Origin of the sequence: Herbidospora daliensis (assembly GCF_001570585.1) — a bacterium.
In the GTDB taxonomy this organism is placed as follows: Bacteria; Actinomycetota; Actinomycetes; order Streptosporangiales; family Streptosporangiaceae; genus Herbidospora; species Herbidospora daliensis.
In genome coordinates, this window is the sequence record NZ_BBXF01000007.1 from 387504 (window position 1) to 409142 (window position 21639).

A 21639-nucleotide genomic window follows, 5' to 3' on the forward strand; every position below is an offset into this window, starting at 1 on the left:
GAACGCTTTAGGTTCACTTGCGAAATTTCTTCGGCCAGAACCGCCGGGGCAGCACTATCCGGACGAAGTTCCAGAAGCTCCGGGTCAGCGGGCCGATGGGTGCGTCGTAGGTGGCCGGCTTCCGGTGTGAGCCTTCGGCCGGCCGGCGTCGCTGCGCCGGGACGGGCACCGCCTGGAACTCCCCGGTCGGGTGGGGTTCGCGGGGGAAGACCTGCGGGCTCTGCGGCCGGGGGACCGCTGGGCGGTTGTCGGCCCGGTGCTGGCCCCGGTGGGGCGGCTTGCGGACGGGCGGCGGCGCGAACGCGGGCGGCGGCGACGGCCTGACCGGGGGGCGGTGGACCGCGATGGGCTCCTCGGCCGTTCCGCCCGCGGCGATCCTGGCCAGCATCAACGCCGCCCGTACGCCGTCGAGCCGGACCGCCGGGTCTATCTGCAGCAGGCCGCGGAGCACCGGGGCCAGCGGGCCGGCGTTGTCCATCGGTATGGGGGCGCCGCTCGTGAGGGCGGCCAGCGCGGCGGCGGCCGTACGGCGGCCGTGAAGGCCCCGGCCCTCGACGGCGGTGTAGAGGGTGGCCCCGAGCGACCACAGATCGGCGGCGGGGGAAGCCTTGTCGCCCAGGACGCGCTCGGGCGCGATGTAACCGGCGGAGCCCAGGACGATGCCCGCCTGGGTAATGGAAACGTCACCTTCGAGTGCGGCCAGTCCGAAGTCGGTGAGCACCGCCCGGTCGTGGGTGACGAGCACGTTGCTGGGCTTCACGTCGCGGTGGAGGATGCCCTTCGCGTGGACGGCGCGCAGCGCGCCGAGCACCTGACGGCCTATTTCGGCGACCCTGATGGGGTGTTGCGGGCCCTGGGCCTTGACCAGCTCTTCGAGCGACTGGGCCTTCAGCAGCTCCATGACGATCCACGGGCGGTCGTCTTCGGTGACGACGTCGTAGACGGTGATCACCGAGGGGTGGGCGACCATCGCGGTGGCCCGGCCTTCGCGTTCGGTGCGGGCGCAGAGTTCGGCCCGCAGTTCCTCGTCGAGGACGAGGGGCAGCCGCACCTCCTTGACCGCCACATCGCGGTCGAGAAGCTCGTCACGCGCACGCCACACCGTGCCCATGCCGCCGCGGCCTACCGGCTGGAGGAGCCGGTAGCGCGCGGCTAACTGGTATCCGGACGGCGCACGCATGGGTGGCAGCTTACCGATTTGTGTACGAGTGCCTGTAGAGACCGGGCCGATTCGTTGTCGAGAACTTTTGTCAAACTCGGTCAGGTTCGGCGTCCGATGGACAGAATCGGCCCAGTTGTGTCGGTGAAGAAGTCGTTGCCCTTGTCGTCCACCACGATGAAGGCCGGGAAGTCGACCACGTCGATCTTCCAGACCGCTTCCATGCCGAGTTCCGGATATTCCAGGACTTCGACCTTCTTGATGCAGTCTTGCGCGAGCCGCGCGGCCGGGCCGCCGATCGAGCCGAGGTAGAAGCCGCCGTAGGACTTGCAGGCGTCGGTGACCTGCTTCGACCGGTTGCCCTTGGCGAGCATGACCATCGAGCCGCCCGCCGCCTGGAACCGCTCGACGTAGGAGTCCATGCGGCCGGCGGTGGTGGGGCCGAACGAGCCGGAGGCGTAGCCCTCGGGCGTCTTCGCGGGCCCGGCGTAGTAGACGGCGTGGTCCTTCAGGTATTGCGGCATCTCGCCGCCGGCGTCGAGGAGCTCGCCGATCTTGGCGTGGGCGATGTCGCGGGCCACCACCAGCGGGCCGGTCAGCGACAGGCGGGTCTTCACCGGGTATTTCGAGAGCTCGGCCAGCACCTCGGACATCGGGCGGCTGAGGTCGACGCTCACGACGTCGCCGCCGAGGTGCTCGTCGGTGGTGTCGGGCAGGAAGCGGGCCGGGTCGGTCTCGAGCTGCTCCAGAAAGACGCCCTCGGCGGTGATCTTGGCGAGCGCCTGGCGGTCGGCCGAGCAGGAGACCGCGATGGCGACCGGGCAGGAGGCGCCGTGGCGGGGCAGCCGGATCACCCGCACGTCGTGGCAGAAGTACTTGCCGCCGAACTGGGCGCCGATGCCGAGCTTCTGGGTGAGCTCGAAGACCTTCTGCTCCATCTCGAGGTCGCGGAAGCCGTGGCCCTCGGGCGAACCCTCGGTCGGCAGCGCGTCGAGGTAGCGGGCGCTGGCGTATTTCGCGGTCTTCAGGGCGAACTCGGCGGAGGTGCCCCCCACGACGACGGCCAGGTGGTAGGGCGGACAGGCGGCCGTACCGAGAGAACGGATCTTCTCCTCCAGGAAGGCCAGCATGCGCTTCTCGTTGAGGACCGCCTTGGTCTCCTGGTAGAGGAACGACTTGTTGGCCGACCCGCCGCCCTTGGCCATGAACAGCAGCTTGTAGGCGTCGTCGCCCTCGGCGTAGAGCTCGATCTGGGCGGGCAGGTTGGAGCCGGTGTTCTTCTCCTCCCACATGGTGATGGGGGCCATCTGGGAGTAGCGGAGGTTCAGTTCCGTGTACGCGTCGTAGACGCCCCGCGAGATGTGCTCGGCGTCGCGGCCGTCGGTCAGCACGTGGCGGCCGCGCTTGCCCATCACGATCGCGGTGCCGGTGTCTTGACACATGGGGAGCACGCCGCCGGCCGAGATCGACGCGTTCTTCAGCAGGTCGAGGGCGACGAAGCGGTCGTTTCCGCTCGACTCGGGGTCGTCGACGATCTTGCGGAGCTGGGCGAGGTGGGAGGCGCGCAGGTAGTGGGAGATGTCGTGGATCGCCGTCTCGGTCAGCAACCGCAGCGCCTCGGGCTCGACCTCGAGGAACCGCCGCCCGGCCGCCTCCACGACCCTGACCCCCTCCGAGGTGATCAGCCGGTATTCCGTCTCATCGGCCCCCAGGGGGAGGAGGTCGGTGTAGCTGAACTCGGGCATGGGGTCGAGCCTCCGTTGATCACGCCGGTGTGAGTCTGCAAAGACTGTACGGCAACCACCCGACACCCCTGCCCGAAGGGACAAATAGTGAGAAACTAGACATCAGACCTGAACGCGGGAGGAATCATGGCAGCTGGATTCGTCATCGCCATCGGAATCGTGGGTGTCGTCGTCATCGTGGGCGCCCTGGTCTTCATGCTGATCCGGTCGGTCCGCAAGAACATGGACGACCCCCACCCGCACTGGCCGATCGGGTAGCAGTCCGACCACGATGCCGCCCACCACGATCGCGGCGCCGGCCAGTTCGGCGCCCGAGGGAAGGCCCAGCCCGATGAGGGTCCCGGTTGTGATCGCGCCGACCGGGATCACCCCGGCGAACAACCCGGCGCGGCCGGGCCCGAGGCGCGGGAGCGCCGTGTACCAGAGGAAGAACGCGCCGCACGTCACCACCGAGGCGAGATAGGCGAAGCCCAGCGCCTCGGGGACCGTCGGCACGCGCAGGAACGCCGCGCCGTCGACGGCCAGCCCCGTGACGGCCAGCAGCGGCACGGCCAGCGCCACCGACCAGGCCGTCACCCCCACAGCCCCCAGCTTCGGCAGCAGCGGCAGCGCCAGCAGCGAGAAGCACACCTCGCACGCGACCGCCCCCAGCGCCCAGGACAGCGCGCCGGCCCCGCCCTCGCCGAGCCCGGTCGCCAGCAGCGCCCCGGCCACCACGATCCCGGCCGCCACGACCAGCCGGGGCCTCGGCCTGCGGGTGGTCACCACCGCCATCACCAGGGGCACCGTGGCCAGCATGGTCCCCACGAGTGCCGGCCCGGCTCCTCTGGTCGACTCGACCACGCAGACGTTGAACAGCACCAGGCCGGTCAGCGCGAGTGCGACCAGGAGCCCGAAATCCTTTACCGTGAGGTGGGCCATGGGCCTGGAACTCATCTTCATGATCACGAACATGATCAGGGCGGCGACGGCGTAACGCACCGTTTGCCCGCCGTAGAGGGGATAGTCCTTGATCAGGCCACTCACCGCGGCGAGAGTGCCCACCAGGAACATCGCCCCGGCCGCCGCGGCCACCGTCGTGCCTTTGCTCATGACGATGGATGCTAGGAATGAAATGGTTCACAGAATCAGTCCAATCCCTCCGGTAAAACGAGGACCAATCGTTGGCCGACCTGCATCTCTCCCTTGACCGCCAGGCCGGCGGTCTCGCCCGCCAGGTGGCCGGCGAACTCCGCGAGGCGGTGCGAACCGGCCGGCTGCCCGCCGGCACACGGCTCCCCGCGAGCCGTGATCTGGCGCGCGATCTGGCGGTCTCGCGCGGGGTGGTCGTCGAGGCGTACGAGCAGCTCGTCGCCGAAGGTTTCCTGGAGTCGCGGATCGGGGCCGGCACGACCGTGGCGGCCGTCGCGATCGAGGAACCGGCCTCCCCGGCCGACGCGTCGGGGGAGTTCGGCGGCCGGCCGACCTCGCCCGACCTGGGGGCGTTCCCCCGGCAGGCGTGGAGCGCCTCCTACCGCCACGTGCTGGCCACGCTGCCGCACGACGCGCTCGACTACGGCGATCCCGGCGGCGTGCCCGAGCTGCGCGGCGAGCTCGCGGCCTACCTGCGGCGGGTCAGGGCGGCGCGGGCCGAGCCCGAGAACGTCGTGGTGGTCACCGGGGTGGCGCAGGGGTTGTCGCTGGTCGTCCAGGCGCTCGGGCCGCTGCGGCTGGCCACCGAGTTGCCGACGAGCGAGCGGCAGACGCCGCTGCTCCGCCGGGCCGGGGCCGACCTGGTCGGCATCCCGGTCGACGACGAGGGCATCGACGTCGCCGAACTGGCCCGCAGCGGCGCCACGGCGGTGCTGCTGACCCCGGCCCACCACTATCCGACCGGGGTGGTGCTGTCGCCGCGCCGCCGGGCCGAGCTGATCTCCTGGGCGGCCCGGACCGGCGCGACCGTGCTCGAAGACGACTACGACGCCGAGTTCCGGTTCGACCGCGAACCCGTCGGCTGCCTCCAGGGGCTCGCCCCCGCCCGGGTGGTGCTGGCCGGCAGCGTCAGCAAGGCGCTCGCGCCGGGCCTGCGGCTGGGCTGGCTGGTCGCGCCCGCCTCGCTCGCCGCCGAGCTGCGCAGGTTCCGGGGCGAGTTCGACCTGGGGTCACCGGTGCTCGACCAGTACACCCTGGCCCACTTCATCGCCACCGGCGCCTACGACCGGCACCTGCGGCGGATGCGGCGCGAATACCGGGCCCGCCGCGACGCCCTGGTGGGCGCGCTGGCCGAGCGGTTCCCCGAGGTGAAGGTGTGCGGCATCTCGGCCGGGCTGCACCTGTTCGCCGAACTGCCGCCCGACTGGGACGCCCGCGCGTTCGCCGCTCAGGCGGTGGCCGCCGGGCTGGCCGCCGAGCCGGTCGACGTCGACGGCCCGGCGGTGGTCATGGGGTTCGCCCGGTGGCCCGGCCATCGGCTCGCGGGAGCCGTACGGGAGATGCGAAGCCCCTAGCCAGCACCACGATGCCGGCGGCCAGGATCAGCGGCGCGAGGAAGGCGGCCTGGAACCCGGCGGCGTCGCCGACGCCGCCGACCAGCGCGGCCCCGACGATGAAGCCGACGTAGTTGAACATGTTGACCCGCGCGATGGCCACCCCGGTCCCGGCCGGGTCGAGCCGCCCGGCGGCCGAGAACGACTGCGGCGCGACCACCGACAGGCCCACCCCGGTCAGCGCGAACCCGGCGATGGCCGTCGCCTCGTTGGGCGCGACCACGATCAGCAGGAATCCGAGCGCCGCGACCAGCCCGCCGGCCCGCACGATAGTGGCGGGCCCGAACCGGCTGACCGCCGCGTCGCCGCCGACCCGGACGAGGAACGTCGTCGCCTGGTAGGCGCCCAGGGCCCACGGGGCCATCCACGCCTCGGCGGCCAGCGCCTGGTCGAAGTAGACCGACCCGAAGTTCGACACCGACGCGTCGCCGACGTAGAGGAACGCCATCGCCAGGAACAGCGGCAGGATCGGCCGCCAGGGGATGGCGACCGGGCCGGTCTCCACGGTGGTCTCGACGTGCTCCTCGGCCGGGCCGAACAACCACCGGTTGGCGGCCAGCGAGATCACCGCGGCCGGGACCATCACGATCGTGAACGCCGGCCCGAGGTCGAGGCCGAGCCCCGTCGCGTTCGACGCCCACGCGGCCCCGATCACCGCCGCCAGGCTCCAGAGCGCGTGGAACCCCGTCATCACGGGCCGGGCGTAGCGCCGCTCGACGGCGGTGCCCTGCATGTTCATCCCGGCGTCGACCCCGCCCAGGCCCAGCCCGAACAGCACCAGCGCCGCCACGAGGACCGGCACGCTGCCCGCCCACCCGCTGAACGCGACGGCGGCGCAGGCCAGCGGCTGGACGTACAGGAGCATGAACCGGCTGCCCCATCGGGCGGCCACCTGGCCCGCGACGACGCTGCCCACGCCCGCGATGACCGGCACGACCAGCAGGAGGAGGGTCAGCTCGCCCTCGTCGAGGCCGTGTTTGTGCTGCAGCGCCGCGACCTGGGTGAGCAGCGTCGAGAACGTGAGGCCCTGCACGAAGAACACCGCGAACGTGGCGAGACGGGCCTGCCGGTCACGAGGCACGAGAGCCTCCGAACATGAGCGAAGTTCAAGATTTCGATCAGGCTAGGGGCGGGCCTCCTCCAGGTCAACAATCCCCCGGACGGCGGTCGCGAAAGCCACCAGGATGATCGCCGCCGAGACCGGCAGCAGGTCGAGCTCGAACGCCGGGAGCACGCTGGCCACCAGCACGGCGACCGGGATCCAGAAGGGAGTCCGGCGCTGGATCGCGAGGTGGGTCATGGCGGCGAACAGGGCGAGGTAGAACAGCGGCGGACCGACCTGCTGGACGGCCGTCTCCAGCCCCGGGGTGTCGTAGACGCGGCCGAACAGGTCGCTCATCTCCGCGCGGTCGGCGGCCATGAAGCCCACCACGAGGTCGATGACGAACTGCGCGGCGAAGGCGGCCAGGCCCACGAAGCCCACGACGGTGAAGGCGGTGTGGGTGTGCCGGTCGAGGTGGATCAGCACCACGCCGTAGAGGCCGAGGGCGACGAGGAAGGCGATGTGGCCGGTGGTCCAGGCGAGACCGGGACCGTGCTCGCTCAGCAGGCGGATCACCCCGTAGACGAGGGTGAGCAGCGGGGCGCCGATGAAGGCGATGCGGGGATTCATGGCTTCAGCGTCGCCCTCGTGAAGCCCGTGGGAATCGGCGGAAAGGCCGATCCGGGACCTCCTCCGTGCGGCGGAGATCCCGGAGCGGCGACTAGGGGTTCACCCGGGGATCGCCGCCAGGTCGACGATGATCAGACGGCCCCCCTTGACGTAGGTCAGCGTCTTCATGCGGTAGTCGAGCACGGGGTTGTTGCTCGCGCGGAGTTCGTAGGTCCGGCCCGTGGCCAGGTCGATCAGCCCCTGGCCCGGACTGCGCGGCAGCAGGAAGCGGTCGAGGGCGGGCGGGTCGATCATGGGCATCTCCGGCACCACCCTTGTCCGGGTGCCGTCACGCCGCCCGACCCGGTCGCGGGACACGCACCAGGTCACCGAGCACATGGCGGGCGGCCTCCACCGCGACGCGGTGCGCCGCTCGCCGGTCAGCGCGTCGACGATCTCGCCGTGGACGACGGCCGGCTTCTGCTGGCGGAAGGGCGGGCTGCCGACCCACGGCCACTGAACCATGTGCATGCCCTCGGTGCCCGCGACCAGCCTCGGCTCGCCGCCCGACAGCGGCACCTCGTAAGCGCCTCCGGCGCCGCTCCGGGTCCAGATGATCTTGCCGTCGGAGATCGTGTGATCGAGCGGTGAGCCGGGGGCCTGCGCCACCACTCGCTGGGGGCCGCCGGTGACGGGCGCGGTGAAGAAGGTCGTGGTCATCTTCCCCTTGACCTTCCTGGACGTCCACCAGGCGATGAGGCCCTCGCCCACCGCGGCCGACCAGAAGCTGACCACCGTGCCCTTGGGCGTGGACACCTCGACCAGCCGCCTGGCCCGGCCGCTGGCCAGATCGAGGGACCACAACCCGTTGGTCAGGTCGGCCCGGCCGGTGCGGATCAGCGCGTGCCCCCGGTCGATCATCGCGACGACGTCGTACTGGCGGCGGCCGGGCATCAGCAGGGGAACCGAGTGCACCGCCTTCGGAAACGCCTTCTCGATGAGGAGGGGCCGCTCCACCGATTCCGCGCCCGGCGAGGTGACGATCACGCCCGTCCCCACGAGCACGCCCGTCGTCACGAACGCCGCCAGCGCCTTCCACCAGCGCCGGGGCCGGCGGGCCCGGACCCGCGCCAGCAGGTCGGGCGGGGCGGTGGGGGCGCGGTCGGCCAGGAGCCGGAGGCCGGATTCCAGGCGCACTTCGAACTCGTCGCGCATCAGACCCTCCTGAACCCGTCGGACTTGAGCTGCCCGCGCAGCCGCCGGGGCCGCGCGGCCCGCCCGTCGGCGAACTTCTCGAACTGGTCGTCTTCCCGCATGTTCCCTTAGAGCGCGTCAGGGCCGGAGCCGTTGCATGTCGGGGTCCGTCCCTGGTGGGGATCGGGCTCTCACGCCGTAATCTCAAGGGGTGAGTAGCGACTTCCGCGAATGGATCGCCGCCCTGGTCGCCCCCAGGGATGCACAGTCGGGCCCGCGGCCCGAAGAACTGCGGGCCTCCGACGCCGACCGTGAGCACGTCATCGCCGTGCTCACTGAGGCCGCCGCCGACGGGCGGTTGTCCCGCCTCGAACACGAGGAGCGGGTCGACGCCGCCTACCGCTCCCAGACGCTCGGGCAGCTCACAGTGCTCACGCGGGATCTGCTGCCGCCCGACCAGCAGCCGTTCGCCCTGCACAGCCGGCCCGTCGCGGCCGTGTTCCGCAACGAGTCACGCGGCGGGCGCTGGGTGGTGCCCTCGACCGTCCCGGTCAGCTCGATCGGGGGCAAGGTCGACCTCGACCTGCGCGAGGCGCTGCTCCAGTCGCGCCGGATCGTGGTGCAGCTGGCCGTCGTGGCCGGCACGGTCAACATGACCGTGCCCGAGGGGGTGCGCATCGTGGTCGCCCCCGCCGCCCGGATCGGCCAGTTCAAAGACCAGACCCGGGTGCCCGCCGACCCCGACTGCCCGGTCATCGAACTGGCCGGGTACGTCTGGGGCGGGCGGGTGATCGCCAAGTCGCCGAAGCCGCCGAAGAAGGGCCGCCGGCGCTAGAGGGCGGTGTCGAAGTTGATCGCGCTGTAGGCGCCCAGCTTCCACAGCTGGTGCTCGCTCTCGATCCGCCTTATGGTGCCCGACCGGCCGCGCATGACCAGTGAGTGGGTGTGCGCCACGCCTCCCCGGTTGCGCAGGCCGCCCTGGTAGCGCACGCCGTTCATCAGCTCGCCGTCGGTCACGCCGGTCGCGGCGAAGAACACGTCGTCGGAGCTGACCAGGTCGTCGGTGGTGAGCACCCGGTTCAGGTCGAGGCCCGCGTCGAGGGCGCGCTGCCGCTCGGCGTCGTCCTGGGGCCACAACTTGCCCTGGATGACGCCGCCGAGGCACTTCATCGCGCACGCCGCGACGGTGCCCTCGGGGGTGCCGCCGACGCCGAGCATCAGGTCGATGCCGGTGCCCGGCTGGGCGGCCATGATCGCGCCCGCGACGTCGCCGTCGGTGATGAACTTGATGCGGGCGCCGGTCTCCCGGATCTCCCGCACGATCGTCTCGTGCCGCGTCCGGTCGAGGATGACCACGGTCACGTCGGACGCCTTGCCGCCCTTGGCCTTGGCCACCGCGGCCACGTTGTGAGCCACCGGGGCCTCGATGTCGACCACGCCGGCCGCCTCGGCGCCGGTGACGAGCTTCTCCATGTAGAAGACGGCGCTGGAGTCGTACATGGACCCCCGGGGGCTCACCGCGATCACCGAGATGGCGTTGTTCATGCCCAGGGCGCACAACCGGGTGCCGTCGATCGGGTCGACCGCGACGTCGCACTCGGCGCCGGTGCCGTCGCCGACCTCCTCGCCGTTGAACAGCATCGGCGCCTGGTCCTTCTCGCCCTCGCCGATCACCACCTTGCCGCGCATCGACACCGTGTTGATCAACTGGCGCATCGCGCTGACCGCCGCGCCGTCGGCGCCGTTCTTGTCACCACGGCCGACCCAGCGGGCGCTGGCCATCGCCGCCGCCTCGGTCACCCTGACCAGTTCGAGGGCCAGGTTGCGGTCGGGCGCGTGGCGGTCGGTGGCAAGCGGCGGCGGTACGGACTGGTCTGAGTTCATCGTGTCTCCTTGAGGTATGACACTGCCTTACCCGGTATCGCCCGTTGATTCTGCGTGAGTCGTGCCACACCACCCGGCCGCCTCGATAATCTCGCCTGCATGAGCGGCGACAACATCAAGGAGACCGGCCGGGGCACCTCGGAAAGAGGCGCGGCGACCCGGGTCGCCCTTCTCGACGCCGCCCGCGACGTGTTCATCACCCAGGGCTTCGCCGAGGCCGGGGTCACCGAGGTGGTCCAGCGGGCCGGGGCCAGCGTCGGCAGCCTCTACCACCACTTCTCCGGCAAGGCCGATCTCTACCGGGCGCTGTTCGACGAGTTCCAGGACCGGCAGGCCCAGCGCACCAAGACGGCCGTCCACGACGCCCGGACCGGCGGCGAGACCGAGCCGATGGGGTTGTTCCTGGCCGGGGCGCGCGCCTACCTCGACGGCTGCGTGCAGGAACGCGACCTGGCGGCGCTGTTCCTGCGGGGCGACGGGCCGCCCGGGTTCGAGGTCGTCATCCGCGAGCGGCTGCGCACCTGGGCCCGCCGCAACGCCTCGCTCTTCGAGCACGAAGACGCGCTGGTGGTGGTGATCACGGGGGCGCTGGCGGCGGTCGTCCAGGAACTGACCCTGTCGGCCGACCTCGACGCGGCCCGGCTGATGGCCGATCAGGCCCTCGGCATCATCGGCCGGATCAGGAACCCCTGACCCGAGCCGGTAGTCTCGGCACGTGCGCCGATTCACCCAGGGCCTCTACGGCTACGCCTTCGCGCTGCTCGTCTGCTTCGCCGGGGTCGGCCTGTTCCTGCTGATCACGCCGCAGAGCCGGACCGAGCACATCCCGCGCGTCGACTTCGCCGTCGACGCCGACAACGCCGCCCGCGCGGCCGAGTTCCCGGTCGCGGTACCCGAGCCGGTGCTGGCCGATTGGGTGCCGACCAGCTCCCGGCTGACCAACACCAAGGGCGTGGTGACCTGGCGGCTCGGCTTCGCCACCGGCAAGCGCATGCACGCCATGCTGGCCCAGAGCAACGAGCAGCCCACGGCCGGGTTCGCCAACCGCCTGGCCAACACCGAGACCTCGATCGGCACCGAGGTGATCAAGGGCACGACGTGGGAGAAGCGCTTCCGCGAGGACAAGAACCAGCGATCGCTGGTCAGGGTCGCCGACGGCCGCACCGTCGTCGTCACCGGCTCGGCCGACTGGCCGGAGCTGGGCGCGCTCGCGGCCAGCCTGGTCGAGCGGGACGTCTAGAAGGGCGCTTCGTCGGAGGCCGGCTCGGGTCGGCGCTCGGCCATCGCGGCGGCCAGCTTGACCCGGGCGCCCTGGAGCCAGTTCTCGCAGATCGCGGCCAGTTTCTCGCCGCGCTCCCACAGTTCGATCGACTGCTCCAGGGTCAGGCCGCCCGCTTCCAGGCGGCGCACCACCTCGGTCAGCTCCTCGCGCGCCTTCTCGTAGGACGGCGTCTTCTCGTCAGCCACGCTGCCCACCCTAAAGGCCGGTGACCTCGACCCCGACCCGATCGTCGGGGAAGCGGACCGTGAGCGCCTCGCCCTCGGCGAGGTCGGCGGCCTTCCTGACCACCTCGCCCGAGGGCTTCTGCACGATCGCGTAGCCCCGTTCGAGGGTCGCGGCGGGGGAGAGGGCCACCAGCCGGGCCCGGAGGTGCTCCAGCCCGTCGGAACTGCGGTGGAGGGAGTGGTCGAGCACCCGCCGGGCCCGGTCGCGCAGCTGGTCGACCTGTTCGGCGCGGCGGTCGATCTCGCGGACGGGATCGGCCAGCGACGGCCGCGACCGCACCGCGGTCACCCACGCGAGCTCCCGCTCCAGCCAGCCCCCCATGACGCGCCTGCCCCGGTCGCGCAGCTGGTGGACCAGCGCGAGCTGCTCGCCCACGTCGGGCACCACCTTCTTGGCGGCGTCGGTGGGGGTGGACGCCCGCAGGTCGGCCACCAGGTCGAGCAGCGGCGAATCCTGCTCGTGCCCGATCGCGCTCACGACCGGGGTGCGGCACGCCGCGACCGCCCTGACCAGCGACTCGTCGGAGAACGGCAGCAGGTCTTCGAGCGACCCGCCGCCCCGGGCCACGATGATCACGTCGACCTCGCGGTCGGCGTCGAGCCGGTGCAGCGCGTCGGTCACCTCGGCGACCGCCAGCCCGCCCTGCACCGCCACCTGCTCGACCTTGAACCGGACGGCCGGCCACCTGCGCCGCGCGTTCTCCAGCACGTCGCGCTCGGCCGCCGAGTCGCGCCCGCAGACCAGCCCGACCGTTCCGGGGAGGAACGGCAGCCGGCGTTTGCGGTCGTTGTTGAACAGACCCTCGGCCGCCAGCACCTGCCGCAGCCGCTCCAGCCGGGCCAGCAGCTCGCCGACCCCGACGGGCCGGATCTCCATGGCGGTGAACGCGAACGACCCCCGGTTGACCCAGAAGTCGGCCTTGACGTGCACCACCACCCGCGCGCCGTCGACCGGGCGCGGGAGACTCGACTCGTAGACGTTCCTGGCGCACGTCACCCGGGCCGACACGTTCGCGACCGGGTCGCGCAGGGTCATGAACACCGTGCCGCCCCGGGCGGTCAGCTCGGTGATCTGGCCTTCGACCCAGACCGTGCCGAGCTTCCCGATCCACTGGGCGACCATCTGCAGCACCGACCTGACGGGCAGGGGCGCCTCGGGGGAGGTCTTCGCGCTCACCTGCTCAGCTTTCCAGCTTGGCCAGCCGGTTCTCGAACATCCGCAGCACCTCCGGGCGCGCCGTGCTCGCCTTCTCGTAGTCGATCCAGCTCTGGATCTCCTCCTTCGACCGGCCGCGCATGCGCGCCCGGAGGGAGGCGAAGGTCAGGTCGGCGTAGCCGGGGATGGGCTCGGCGGGCAGGTCGCGGGCCGGGGGCTCCTCGGTGTGACCGGGGACGACCTCGGGCACGGCCGTGTCGGTGACCGGCTCGCCGGGGGTCTTCTTCGCGGGCTTGGGGGCCGGCGGGATCTTCGACGGGACGGCCGGCTCGGAGGCCAGCGCGGGGTCGGACGAGGGCTCGGTGGTCTTCTGCCCCTGCGGCTCGGCGGCGACGGGGGTGGGCTCCTCCTCCTGCTTCGCCTTGGCCTTCTCGGTGGCCTCGGGGGTGGCGGCGGGGGTGGTGGCCGCGTGGTCGGCCGTCTCGGCGACCTTCTCCTCGGTCTTCCCGGCCTTGACCGGTTCCGCGGGGGCGGGGTCGGTCGCGGCGTGCGGGGTGGTCTCGGTGGATGCCTCGGCGGCTTCGCTCACAGGGGTCTCCTCTGCCTTCGCGCCCGAGGCGACCAGGCGGTCGCCCTTCGGGGCGCTACCCCCGGGCTGGAAGATCACCGGTTCGGGCTTGTCGGCCTTGGCCGGGCGGGGAGCGAAGATGACCGGCTCGCGGCGGGGCTTGTCGTCGCCCTCGACCACGATGTCGGAGACCGACTTCACGCCGGGGCGCGAGGGGTCGGTGGGGGTCTCCTCGGCCGGGGCGTTGCCGGTGACCCGCTTCAGGGTGGTGCGGACGCGGTCGCCGAGGAGGAGGGCCTGACCCACGCCGCTGAGCGCGCCCTGGAGCGCCATCATGGGCAGGTCTTTCACCTTCTGTGTTATCTCGTCACGGTTGTTATACGCCTCGCGAATGGGCTTTGTGATCGTACGCAAGAGGGACATGGGCAGCTCCCAGGAGATATTCCGTTGATGTCGCAGTCTGGCAAGACTGGCGCGGGCGGAGGTCAAGCCACTGCAGACCATCCACGTAGCATGAGACCATGACGTCACAGACCCCCGCGACCATTACAGATCGCCGTCGTGTCCTGGTGGCGAAGCCGCGCGGTTACTGCGCCGGCGTCGACCGGGCCGTCGAGGCCGTGGAGCGGGCATTGGCGCAGTACGGCGCGCCGATCTACGTCCGTAAGCAGATCGTCCACAACACCTTCGTCGTGAAGACCCTCGAAGAGCGCGGTGCGATCTTCGTCGACGAGACCGAGGAGGTCCCCGAAGGGGCCATCGTCGTGTTCTCGGCTCACGGCGTCTCTCCGGCCGTCCACCAGGAGGCCGCCCAGCGCAGCCTGAAGACCATCGACGCGACCTGCCCGCTGGTCACCAAGGTCCACAACGAGGCCAAGCGCTTCGCCGCGCAAGACTACGACATCCTCCTCATCGGCCACGAGGGCCACGAAGAGGTCGAGGGCACGGCGGGCGAGGCGCCCGACCACGTCCGCCTGGTCGACGGCCTCGAAGGCGTCGAGACCGTCGAGGTGCGCGACCCGTCGAAGGTCGTGTGGTTGTCGCAGACCACGCTGTCGGTCGACGAGACCACCGAGACCGTCACCCGCCTCAAGAACCGTTTCCCCGACCTGATCGACCCGCCGAGCGACGACATCTGCTACGCGACGTCCAACCGCCAGACGGCGGTCAAGGAGATCGCCGCCGAGGCCCAGCTCGTGATCGTGGTGGGTTCGGAGAACTCGTCCAACTCCAAGCGGCTGGTCGAGGTGGCCCTCGACTACGGCGCCGACGCCTCCTACCTCGTCGACCACGCCTCGTTCGTCGACCCGGCCTGGCTCGACGGCGTCACCACCGTCGGCGTGACGAGCGGCGCGTCGGTGCCCGAGATCCTCGTCGAGGGCGTGCTGGCCAAGCTGGCCGCCCACGGCTTCGGCGACGTCGAGGAAGTCGAGTCGGTGACCGAGAGGATGCGCTTCGCGCTGCCCCACGAGCTCCGCAAGGACCTGCGGGCCTGACCCGCCGGCCCCCGGGCCGTCAGGCCTGGGGGCGCTCTTCCTTCGCGGTTCCGTAGACCTTGGGCTCGAAGTAGCCCTCGGGCTCGGCGTCGAACTCCTTGCTCTTGCGCGGCGCGGGCACCCGCGTCTTCATGTCCTCGCGGGTCGCCCGCACGCTCTGCGGCAACCCCCGATACCAGGCCAGGCCCAGGGAGAGCGCCGATCCGGCGAACAACCACGGCGCGGCGGCCGACAACGTGGTGAACATGCCCAAGCCCAGCGACTGCAGGGCCGAGTCGGCGCCCATCGCGCTCAGGATCTCCACGAGCAGGGCGGCCACGAAGAAGACCAGGGGCGGCGACACCACCAGGGTCAGCAGGTCGCGGGGGTTCACCAGCCAGACCGCCGCCAGCACCCCCACGAGGAAGAACGGCCCCGGGAGGGTGAACTGTCCGAGCAGACAGACGAAGAACAACAACGTGATGGCGCCGCGCGCGGTCACCTTCATCTCTCCGGCCCCCCTCCCTGGTGGCTCAAGCTACCGTCATATCCGGTGTCGTCCCCGACGAGTTCGGGCATCGACAACGACCGGGTCGACTCCTCGACCGGCTGCGGGGCCGGCAAAAGGGTGTCGACCAGGCCGAGGTCGGTCATCTTGCGGGCGCTCACCAGCACGCGGCTCTCAAGAGAGCCGACCGTCCGGTTGTACGCCGCCACGGCCCGTGCCAATGATCTTCCCAGACCGTCGACCTGACGGCCGAGACTGCCGAGCCGGTCGTACAACTCCTTGCCGAGGTCGAACACGGCCTTGGCGTTCTCGCTCAGCGCCGCCTGCTGCCAGGCGTAGCTCGCGGTGCGCAACATCGTGATCAGCGTGGTCGGGGTGGCGATGTGCACCCGGCGGTTCATCGCGTACTCGAGCAGCGAGGGGTCGCGCTCCAGCGCCGGGGCCAGGAACGCCTCGCCCGGGATGAACAGCACCATGAACTCGGGCGCGGGACTGAACGCCTGCCAGTAGGTCTTGGCCGCCAGCCGGTCGACGTGGTCGCGCAGGTGGCGGGCGTGCGCGTCGAGCCGGGCGCCGGCCAGGTCGGGGTCGCCCGCCTCGGACGCCTCCAGGTAGGCCGCCAGCGACACCTTCGAGTCGACGATGATGTTCTTGCCGCCGCTCAACCTGACGATCATGTCGGGCCTGACCGGCCCGTCGGGGGTCATCGCGGTGACCTGCTCGTCGAAGTCGCAGAACCGGGCCATGCCGGCGATCTCCGCCACCCGGCGCAGCTGCAGCTCACCCCACCGGCCGCGCGCCTCGGGCCGCCGCAGCGCCCGCACCAGCGCGGAGGTCTGCGACTTGAGCTGCTCGGAGCTGTGCCGGACGAACTCCATCTGCTGGGCGAGCTCGGCGCGGGCCACCCGCGCCCCCGACTCGCTCTCGCGGAGCTGCTCCTCGACCTTCGCGAGGGTCTCGCGTAACGGCCCGACGAGGTTCTCCACCGCCTCGCGGCGCAGGTCGAGGTCGCCGGCCGCCTCGGCGCGGGTCGTGTTCAGGCGGTTCTCGGCGAGTTCGAGGAAACGCAGGTTGTTGACGTCGAGCGCGCGGGCCGACAGCGCCTGGAAGCGCTCGGCGAGCTGCTCCTCGACGTACACCACCTTCTCTTCGGCCGCCCGGGCGCGCGCTTCGGCGTCGGCGAGCTTGACGGCGGCCTCGGCGTTCGCGCCCGCCGACCGGGCGCGCCCGACGACGAACCCGATGGCGAGCCCGGCCGCCAGGCCCACCAGCAGTTGGAGAGCGAGAGCCAGGACATCCACGTCCTGGATGATCCCAGGCTTTTCCCGGCAGAAGAGGGAGGCTCGCCCTCCGCATACCCCGCCACGACCCAGAGTTTGCCTGCGACGGGGTTTGACGAGCGGCGTACCGGATTCCAATAGACTCGAATTCCGTGAGCCTGAGCATCGGGATCGTCGGCCTCCCCAACGTCGGCAAGAGCACCCTCTTCAACGCGCTGACCAAGAGCGCCAACGCCCTCGCGGCCAACTATCCGTTCGCCACGATCGAGCCCAACGTGGGCATCGTGGGCGTGCCCGACGACCGGCTCGCCAAGCTTGCCGAGATCTACGACTCGGCCAAGATCCTGCCCGCCAAGGTCGAGTTCGTCGACATCGCCGGCCTGGTGAAGGGCGCCTCCGAGGGCCAGGGCCGGGGCAACCAGTTCCTCGCCAACATCCGTGAGACCGACGCGATCTGCCAGGTCATCCGGGTGTTCACCGACCCCGACGTGACCCACGTCGACGGCGGCGTCGAGCCCGGCCGCGACATCGAGACGATCAACACCGAGCTGATCCTCGCCGACATGCAGACCATCGAGAAGGCGATCCCGCGGCTCCAGAAGGAGGCCCGCACCAACAAGGACCGCAAGGCCACCCTGGAGGCCGCCGAGGCCGCCATGAAGGTCCTCGACGGCGGCACCACGCTCTACGCGGCCGGCACCGACCTCACCGACCTGCGCGAGCTCCACCTGCTGACGGCCAAGCCGTTCCTGTACGTCTTCAACCTCGACGCCGACGAACTCGTCGACGAGGAGCTGCGCGCCCGCCTGTCGGCCATCGTGGCCCCGGCCGAGGCCGTCTTCCTCGACGCGAAGATCGAGTCGGAGCTCGTCGAGCTCTCCGACGAGGAGGCGCTGGAGCTGCTCCAGTCGGTCGGCCAGTCGGAGTCGGGCCTGTCGCAGCTCGCCCGCGTCGGCTTCGAGACCCTCGGCCTGCAGACCTACCTGACGGCCGGCCCGAAGGAGACCCGGGCCTGGACCATCAAGAAGGGCGCCACCGCCCCCGAGGCCGCCGGCGTCATCCACACCGACTTCCAGCGCGGCTTCATCAAGGCCGAGGTCATCTCCTTCGCCGACCTGATGGAGGCCGGCTCGGTCGCCGCCGCCCGCGCGGTCGGCAAGGCCCGCATCGAGGGCAAGGACTACGTGATGCGCGACGGCGACGTCGTGGAGTTCCGCTTCAACGTGTGAAGATCTTTTTCCGTTACGCCTCCGGAGTGGCCGGCCGCACTCCGGAGCACAGGTCACCGCAGCCTCAGCCACTCCTCGAAGGTCTGCACCCCTCGCGGCCCCGGGCCGGTCGGCAGCAGGCCCCCGGCGCTCATCCCGCCGGGAAGGTAGACGGGCAGGACCGGCCGCCGCCGCGCCCCGCCCGCCGCGATCAGGCGGCGGACCATGCCCGGCAGCGACTCGACCTGCGGGCCTGCCAGTTCGGGCGCCATGCCCATCGGCGCTCCGAGGGCGAGGCCGGCCAGCGCCTCGCCTGCCTCGCGGGCGGCGACGGGCTGCACCTGCCCGGTCGGGACCACCGCGACCGGGCCGGGGATCCCGCTGAGGAACTGGCCCGCGAACTCGTGGAACTGGGTGGCCCGCAGGATGGTCCACGGCACCGCGCCCTCCCGGACGATCGCCTCCTGGCGCAGCTTCCCGGCGTAGTAGCCCAGCCTGACCCGGTCGACCCCCACGATCGACAACGTCACGAGATGCCGCACCCCGGCCCGCTCCGCCGCCGCCGCGAGGTTGCGGCCCGTCCTGTCGAAGAAGCTCACCGCCGCCGACCGGCTCGACGTGGTCACGTTGCCGACGTCGACGACCGTCTCGGCACCCACCAGCGCCGCGTCGAGCCCCGCGCCGCTCACCAGGTCGACGCCGGTCGCCCGCGAGAGCACCGCGGGTTCGTACCCCCGGGCCCGCAGGGCCGCCACGACGTACCGCCCGACCACGCCGGTTCCACCGGCCACCACGATTCTCATGACCGCTGTGGCGGAGGGCGGCGGCGCTTTCGTGACATTGCGGGCCCGTGAGCATGCTCACATCGGGGCCGTGTCACGAACGGCCCGGCCAGGGATGTCGGTCGTGCATGACTTCAACCGCAAAGTGGCTGCGTGCCGGGCTGCTCGCCCTGGCCGCCCTGCAGACCCTCGTCTCGGTCTGGCAGTACGTCTTCCCGCGTTCGTTCTTCGACGACTTCCCGACGGTGAGCCTCGACCCGCCGTACAACGAGCACTTCGTCTCCGACATCGGCGGGCTCGGGCTGGCGCTGACCGCCATGCTCTTCTACGCCGCCTGGGTGATGGACCGCAGGGTGGTGCTGACGGCGCTGATCGGATACCTGATCTATGCCGGTACGCACTTCATCTTCCACGTCAGGCACTTCGACCACTTCTCGCTGCGCGACGCCATCGGAGTGGGCACCGGCCTCGGCCTGGAGTGGGCGCTCGCCCTGGTCCTGCTGTACGTCGCCTGGCGACACCACCGCGCGTCCTAGCAGCGCCGATCGGCGGCCTCGGCCACTAAGATGATCACACGACGGGTTTCCACTACGAGTGCGGGATGCCGGACTGAGTGTCAGAGCCCTTTGGTTACCTCCTGATGGCTCGCGGGTTACATTTTGCCACGGTGGCCTGCGCAAACGTCGTTATGTAGTCATCCATGCCGGTACGGACACTCTCAGTGTCATGCACACTCGGTTTGGCCGGTTACGGCGATGCCTGCAGCATGGGCGTGGCTTTCCTGGAACAATTGGCGAGGCCGCTAAGGTGATTACTTCAACATGGATAACCGGATCGAGAGTAAGACGACACCGCGCCAGCCGGGGGGATCGGCGCGAGCGGAGGCGTGATGGCTCGCAGGTCAACCGTCCAGCAGGATCCTCGGATCGCTGGCGACCCAGAGTCATACCCTCCTACGGATCCGCCGTTGCCTGAACGGGAGCCGATGCGGCGCAGGGGCTGGAGCGGCGGCGGGGGCCGCTGGCTCGTCTGGACCGGCCGGGCCGTGCTCTGGGCGCTCATCGTGGTGATCGTCGTCAACGGGGTGAGGGCGCCGTTCGAGCGTTTCACGTCGAATCAGGGCGCCACCGGCGCACCGTCCGTGCCGGCCGATTCCGGTTTCCCGGTGCAGCAGGGAGCGGCGTTCGCGAATCAGTTCGCCGCCGTTTATCTGAATTTCGACGCGACGAATCCAGAACAGCGCGACACCCGGCTCACCGATTTTCTCGCCGACGGCGTCGAAAGGCGATTCGGCTGGAATGGGTCGGGCCGCATGGCGGCCGGCGCCATTCAATTCCATTCCATCGAGGTCACCGACGCGAACAACGCGCGGGTGCAGGTCAGCTTCCAGTCGGGCGCGCGGCGCTGGCTGCTGTCGGTGCCGATCTTCCAGGCCGACGGCCGCTTCGTCGTGTCCGGGCTGCCCGCCCTGCTGCCCTCCGGGGGCGCGGCCGGGCTGCCGGCCATCGCGGGTCCCGACCGCGACGCCAACCTCGAAGACCAGCTGCGCCAGACGCTCGAAGGCTTCTTCCGGGCCTACGCCTCCGGCAACTCCGCCGAGCTCAAGCTCTACGCCGCCGACGGGGCGACGATCGAGGGCCTCGGCGGGCAGTTCACCTTGGCCCAGCTCAACAGCGTGGTCGCGCCGCTCGGCGGGGAGACCGGCCGCGATGTCACCGTGACGGTCACCTGGTCCATCACGGCGGCCGACACCGCCGCGGTGCCGACCGCCGACCCGGCCGATCCGGCCGCGCAGCCCGCGCTGCTGGAGCAGGCCTACCTGCTCACCATGGAGAAGCAGGGCGACAAGTGGCTCGTCCGGCAGGTCCAGGGCGCGAGCCGGTCCGTGGGGTAGCGCATGAACGACCACGACGTCGCTGATCCACACCCCCGGGAGGGCGAGAATTGATTCTCCAAACGATTGTCGAGACCGTGACCGCGCTCGCGCCGTCCCCCGCGCCGGGGACGGGGACCGGGCTCAACACCGAAGGCCTGGCCGAGTTCCTGCGCCGATTCTTCGCGCCGTTGTTCTTGGTGATCGTGTCGGTCGTGGCGCTGTTCTTCCTCTTCACCAGGGAGATCACGCGGTTCGTCCAGTTCATCATCCTGGCGATCGCCATCGGTGTGATCTTCTATGTGCCGAACATCATCGAGGTGACGGCCAAGGCGATCGCGGGGGCGCTCGGCATCCAGTGACCTTTGGCACGTTGCGGAGAGGAGGATTCGGGTGGATCTGCCTACATACACCAATATCTGGCGAATTGAGAAGCGGCTTTACAAGCTCTACGACCTTCGGCTGCCCATGCCGCTGCCCATCGTCTGGATCGGTGTCTTCGTCGGCGTCTCCGCCTTCTGGTGGGTCCTCCTCCAAGTGGTCGGTTTGCCCTTCGACGCGCCCTGGCATGTGATCTATCTGGTTCCGCCCGGGATCGTTACATGGTTGTCGACCCGTCCCGTGATCGAGGGCAAACGACTGACCGAACTGCTCCAGTCGCAGACCCGCTACTTCTCCGAGCCCAAGACGTGGTGCCGCCTCGCGCCCTCGGGCGAGCCCGACGTGATCGACTTCCAGGCCAAGGTCTGGCGCGCCAGCACCGAGCGGGTGCGGGTCAAGAAGCCCAAGCGCGCCCCCGAGCCCCAGCGCGCGACGGTCCGCCCGGCGGTGGCCGCCGCCGCCGCGGCCGCCGCGCCGGTGGTCGAAGAGATCCCCGTACGCGTGAAGCCCCCGCTGACCACCACGGCGACGGCCCACGCGTCCCCCGAACCGCCCCGCCGGTTGATCGGCCACCCGGACGACAAGCAGACGGCCCTCCCCGAGGGCCGCCGCCCCGCGACCTTCGGCCAGCCCCCCCGCCTGATCCGCCCGGTGAGCGAACCCCCCGCCGACCCGGCGAAGGACCGCTCCCGCCCCCTCGCCGCCAACCCCCTCCGCCCGGCCCTCCTCGCCCACCCCTCCGAC

Annotated in this window: 23 protein-coding genes; 10 read left to right on the plus strand and 13 right to left on the minus strand. The window is 70.8% G+C overall.

Going from position 1 to position 21639, the window contains the following annotated elements:
* Positions 1-13: 13 nt before the first annotated feature.
* From AW274_RS32555 to AW274_RS40760, 3 genes are all read right to left on the minus strand, one after another.
* The gene (locus AW274_RS32555) at positions 14-1180 is read right to left on the minus strand and encodes a serine/threonine-protein kinase (protein ID WP_062440559.1); all 1167 of its coding nucleotides are present in this window, start codon (positions 1178-1180) and stop codon (positions 14-16) included.
* Between the two features lie 80 nt (positions 1181-1260).
* Positions 1261-2904, minus strand: a complete 1644-nt coding sequence (locus AW274_RS32560; protein ID WP_062440562.1) for a fumarate hydratase — start codon at positions 2902-2904, stop codon at positions 1261-1263.
* A 102-nt stretch (positions 2905-3006) separates the two neighbouring features.
* Positions 3007-3996 (minus strand): DMT family transporter, encoded by a 990-nt coding sequence (locus AW274_RS40760; RefSeq protein WP_063813770.1) that lies wholly within the window; start codon positions 3994-3996, stop codon positions 3007-3009.
* A 71-nt stretch (positions 3997-4067) separates the two neighbouring features.
* On the opposite strand from AW274_RS40760, the gene pdxR reads away from it, so the two are divergent.
* Positions 4068-5390 (plus strand): MocR-like pyridoxine biosynthesis transcription factor PdxR, encoded by a 1323-nt coding sequence (gene pdxR / locus AW274_RS32570; RefSeq protein ID WP_062440565.1) that lies wholly within the window; start codon positions 4068-4070, stop codon positions 5388-5390.
* Here the strand turns inward: pdxR and AW274_RS32575 are convergent.
* The 3 genes from AW274_RS32575 to AW274_RS32585 form a co-directional block, all read right to left on the minus strand.
* On the minus strand, positions 5323-6510 hold the full coding sequence (locus AW274_RS32575) for an MFS transporter (protein WP_062440569.1): 1188 nt from the start codon (positions 6508-6510) through the stop codon (positions 5323-5325). The two genes, pdxR and AW274_RS32575, sit on opposite strands and share 68 nt — an antisense overlap.
* A gap of 42 nt (positions 6511-6552) precedes the next feature.
* Entirely contained in the window at positions 6553-7101 is a 549-nt protein-coding gene (locus AW274_RS32580) for a hypothetical protein (RefSeq protein WP_062440573.1), read from the minus strand.
* A 99-nt stretch (positions 7102-7200) separates the two neighbouring features.
* On the minus strand, positions 7201-8295 hold the full coding sequence (locus AW274_RS32585) for a TolB-like translocation protein (protein WP_062440576.1): 1095 nt from the start codon (positions 8293-8295) through the stop codon (positions 7201-7203).
* Between the two features lie 190 nt (positions 8296-8485).
* Here AW274_RS32585 and AW274_RS32590 point away from each other — a divergent pair, with 190 nt between their 5' ends.
* Positions 8486-9109 (plus strand): DUF1707 SHOCT-like domain-containing protein, encoded by a 624-nt coding sequence (locus AW274_RS32590; RefSeq protein ID WP_157520848.1) that lies wholly within the window; start codon positions 8486-8488, stop codon positions 9107-9109.
* Here AW274_RS32590 and glpX read toward each other — a convergent pair.
* Positions 9106-10158 (minus strand): class II fructose-bisphosphatase, encoded by a 1053-nt coding sequence (glpX, locus tag AW274_RS32595; RefSeq protein WP_062440579.1) that lies wholly within the window; start codon positions 10156-10158, stop codon positions 9106-9108. The two genes, AW274_RS32590 and glpX, sit on opposite strands and share 4 nt — an antisense overlap.
* 99 nt (positions 10159-10257) lie before the next feature.
* Between glpX and AW274_RS32600 the strand changes: the two genes are divergently transcribed.
* Both AW274_RS32600 and AW274_RS32605 read left to right on the plus strand, forming a co-directional pair.
* Positions 10258-10851: a TetR/AcrR family transcriptional regulator gene (locus AW274_RS32600; RefSeq protein ID WP_062440581.1), complete on the plus strand. Its 594-nt coding sequence runs from the start codon at positions 10258-10260 to the stop codon at positions 10849-10851.
* 22 nt (positions 10852-10873) lie between these two features.
* Entirely contained in the window at positions 10874-11398 is a 525-nt protein-coding gene (locus tag AW274_RS32605) for a DUF4245 domain-containing protein (protein WP_062440584.1), read from the plus strand.
* Here the strand turns inward: AW274_RS32605 and AW274_RS32610 are convergent.
* Genes AW274_RS32610 through AW274_RS32620 form a run of 3 tightly spaced genes read right to left on the minus strand, consistent with a single transcriptional unit; the run spans position 11395 to position 13739 of the window.
* Positions 11395-11625 carry an exodeoxyribonuclease VII small subunit gene (locus tag AW274_RS32610; protein ID WP_030451886.1) on the minus strand — a complete coding sequence of 77 codons (231 nt, stop codon included), beginning with the start codon at positions 11623-11625 and terminating at the stop codon, positions 11395-11397. The two genes, AW274_RS32605 and AW274_RS32610, sit on opposite strands and share 4 nt — an antisense overlap.
* 10 nt (positions 11626-11635) lie before the next feature.
* The gene (gene xseA / locus AW274_RS32615; RefSeq protein WP_083975179.1) at positions 11636-12841 is read right to left on the minus strand and encodes an exodeoxyribonuclease VII large subunit; all 1206 of its coding nucleotides are present in this window, start codon (positions 12839-12841) and stop codon (positions 11636-11638) included.
* Positions 12842-12845: 4 nt separating this feature from the next.
* Entirely contained in the window at positions 12846-13739 is an 894-nt protein-coding gene (locus AW274_RS32620; RefSeq protein WP_062440587.1) for a DUF8129 domain-containing protein, read from the minus strand.
* 170 nt (positions 13740-13909) lie between these two features.
* Here AW274_RS32620 and AW274_RS32625 point away from each other — a divergent pair, with 170 nt between their 5' ends.
* On the plus strand, positions 13910-14884 hold the full coding sequence (locus AW274_RS32625) for a 4-hydroxy-3-methylbut-2-enyl diphosphate reductase (RefSeq protein ID WP_062440590.1): 975 nt from the start codon (positions 13910-13912) through the stop codon (positions 14882-14884).
* Positions 14885-14903: 19 nt separating this feature from the next.
* Here the strand turns inward: AW274_RS32625 and AW274_RS32630 are convergent, their stop codons facing one another.
* Together AW274_RS32630 and AW274_RS32635 are read right to left on the minus strand one after the other, a co-directional pair.
* Entirely contained in the window at positions 14904-15371 is a 468-nt protein-coding gene (locus tag AW274_RS32630) for a DUF6542 domain-containing protein (protein ID WP_062440593.1), read from the minus strand.
* Positions 15368-16672, minus strand: a complete 1305-nt coding sequence (locus AW274_RS32635) for a DNA recombination protein RmuC (RefSeq protein WP_083975181.1) — start codon at positions 16670-16672, stop codon at positions 15368-15370. The genes AW274_RS32630 and AW274_RS32635 overlap by 4 nt, the downstream gene beginning before the upstream one ends.
* Before the next feature lie 131 nt (positions 16673-16803).
* On the opposite strand from AW274_RS32635, the gene ychF reads away from it, so the two are divergent.
* Positions 16804-17880, plus strand: coding sequence for a redox-regulated ATPase YchF (gene ychF / locus AW274_RS32640; protein ID WP_062440596.1), 1077 nt, complete (start codon positions 16804-16806; stop codon positions 17878-17880).
* Positions 17881-17933: 53 nt separating this feature from the next.
* Here the strand turns inward: ychF and AW274_RS32645 are convergent, their stop codons facing one another.
* Positions 17934-18662 carry an SDR family oxidoreductase gene (locus AW274_RS32645; protein WP_062440601.1) on the minus strand — a complete coding sequence of 243 codons (729 nt, stop codon included), beginning with the start codon at positions 18660-18662 and terminating at the stop codon, positions 17934-17936.
* A gap of 107 nt (positions 18663-18769) precedes the next feature.
* Between AW274_RS32645 and AW274_RS32650 the strand changes: the two genes are divergently transcribed.
* The 4 genes from AW274_RS32650 to AW274_RS41575 form a co-directional block, all read left to right on the plus strand.
* Positions 18770-19177: a hypothetical protein gene (locus AW274_RS32650; RefSeq protein ID WP_062440605.1), complete on the plus strand. Its 408-nt coding sequence runs from the start codon at positions 18770-18772 to the stop codon at positions 19175-19177.
* 431 nt (positions 19178-19608) lie between these two features.
* Positions 19609-20535, plus strand: coding sequence for a conjugal transfer protein (locus AW274_RS32655; protein WP_232320586.1), 927 nt, complete (start codon positions 19609-19611; stop codon positions 20533-20535).
* Between the two features lie 77 nt (positions 20536-20612).
* Positions 20613-20876, plus strand: a complete 264-nt coding sequence (locus AW274_RS32660) for a hypothetical protein (RefSeq protein WP_232320587.1) — start codon at positions 20613-20615, stop codon at positions 20874-20876.
* A gap of 31 nt (positions 20877-20907) precedes the next feature.
* Positions 20908-21639: conjugal transfer protein (locus AW274_RS41575; RefSeq protein ID WP_198169515.1), on the plus strand; the 732-nt coding region annotated here is incomplete at its 3' end.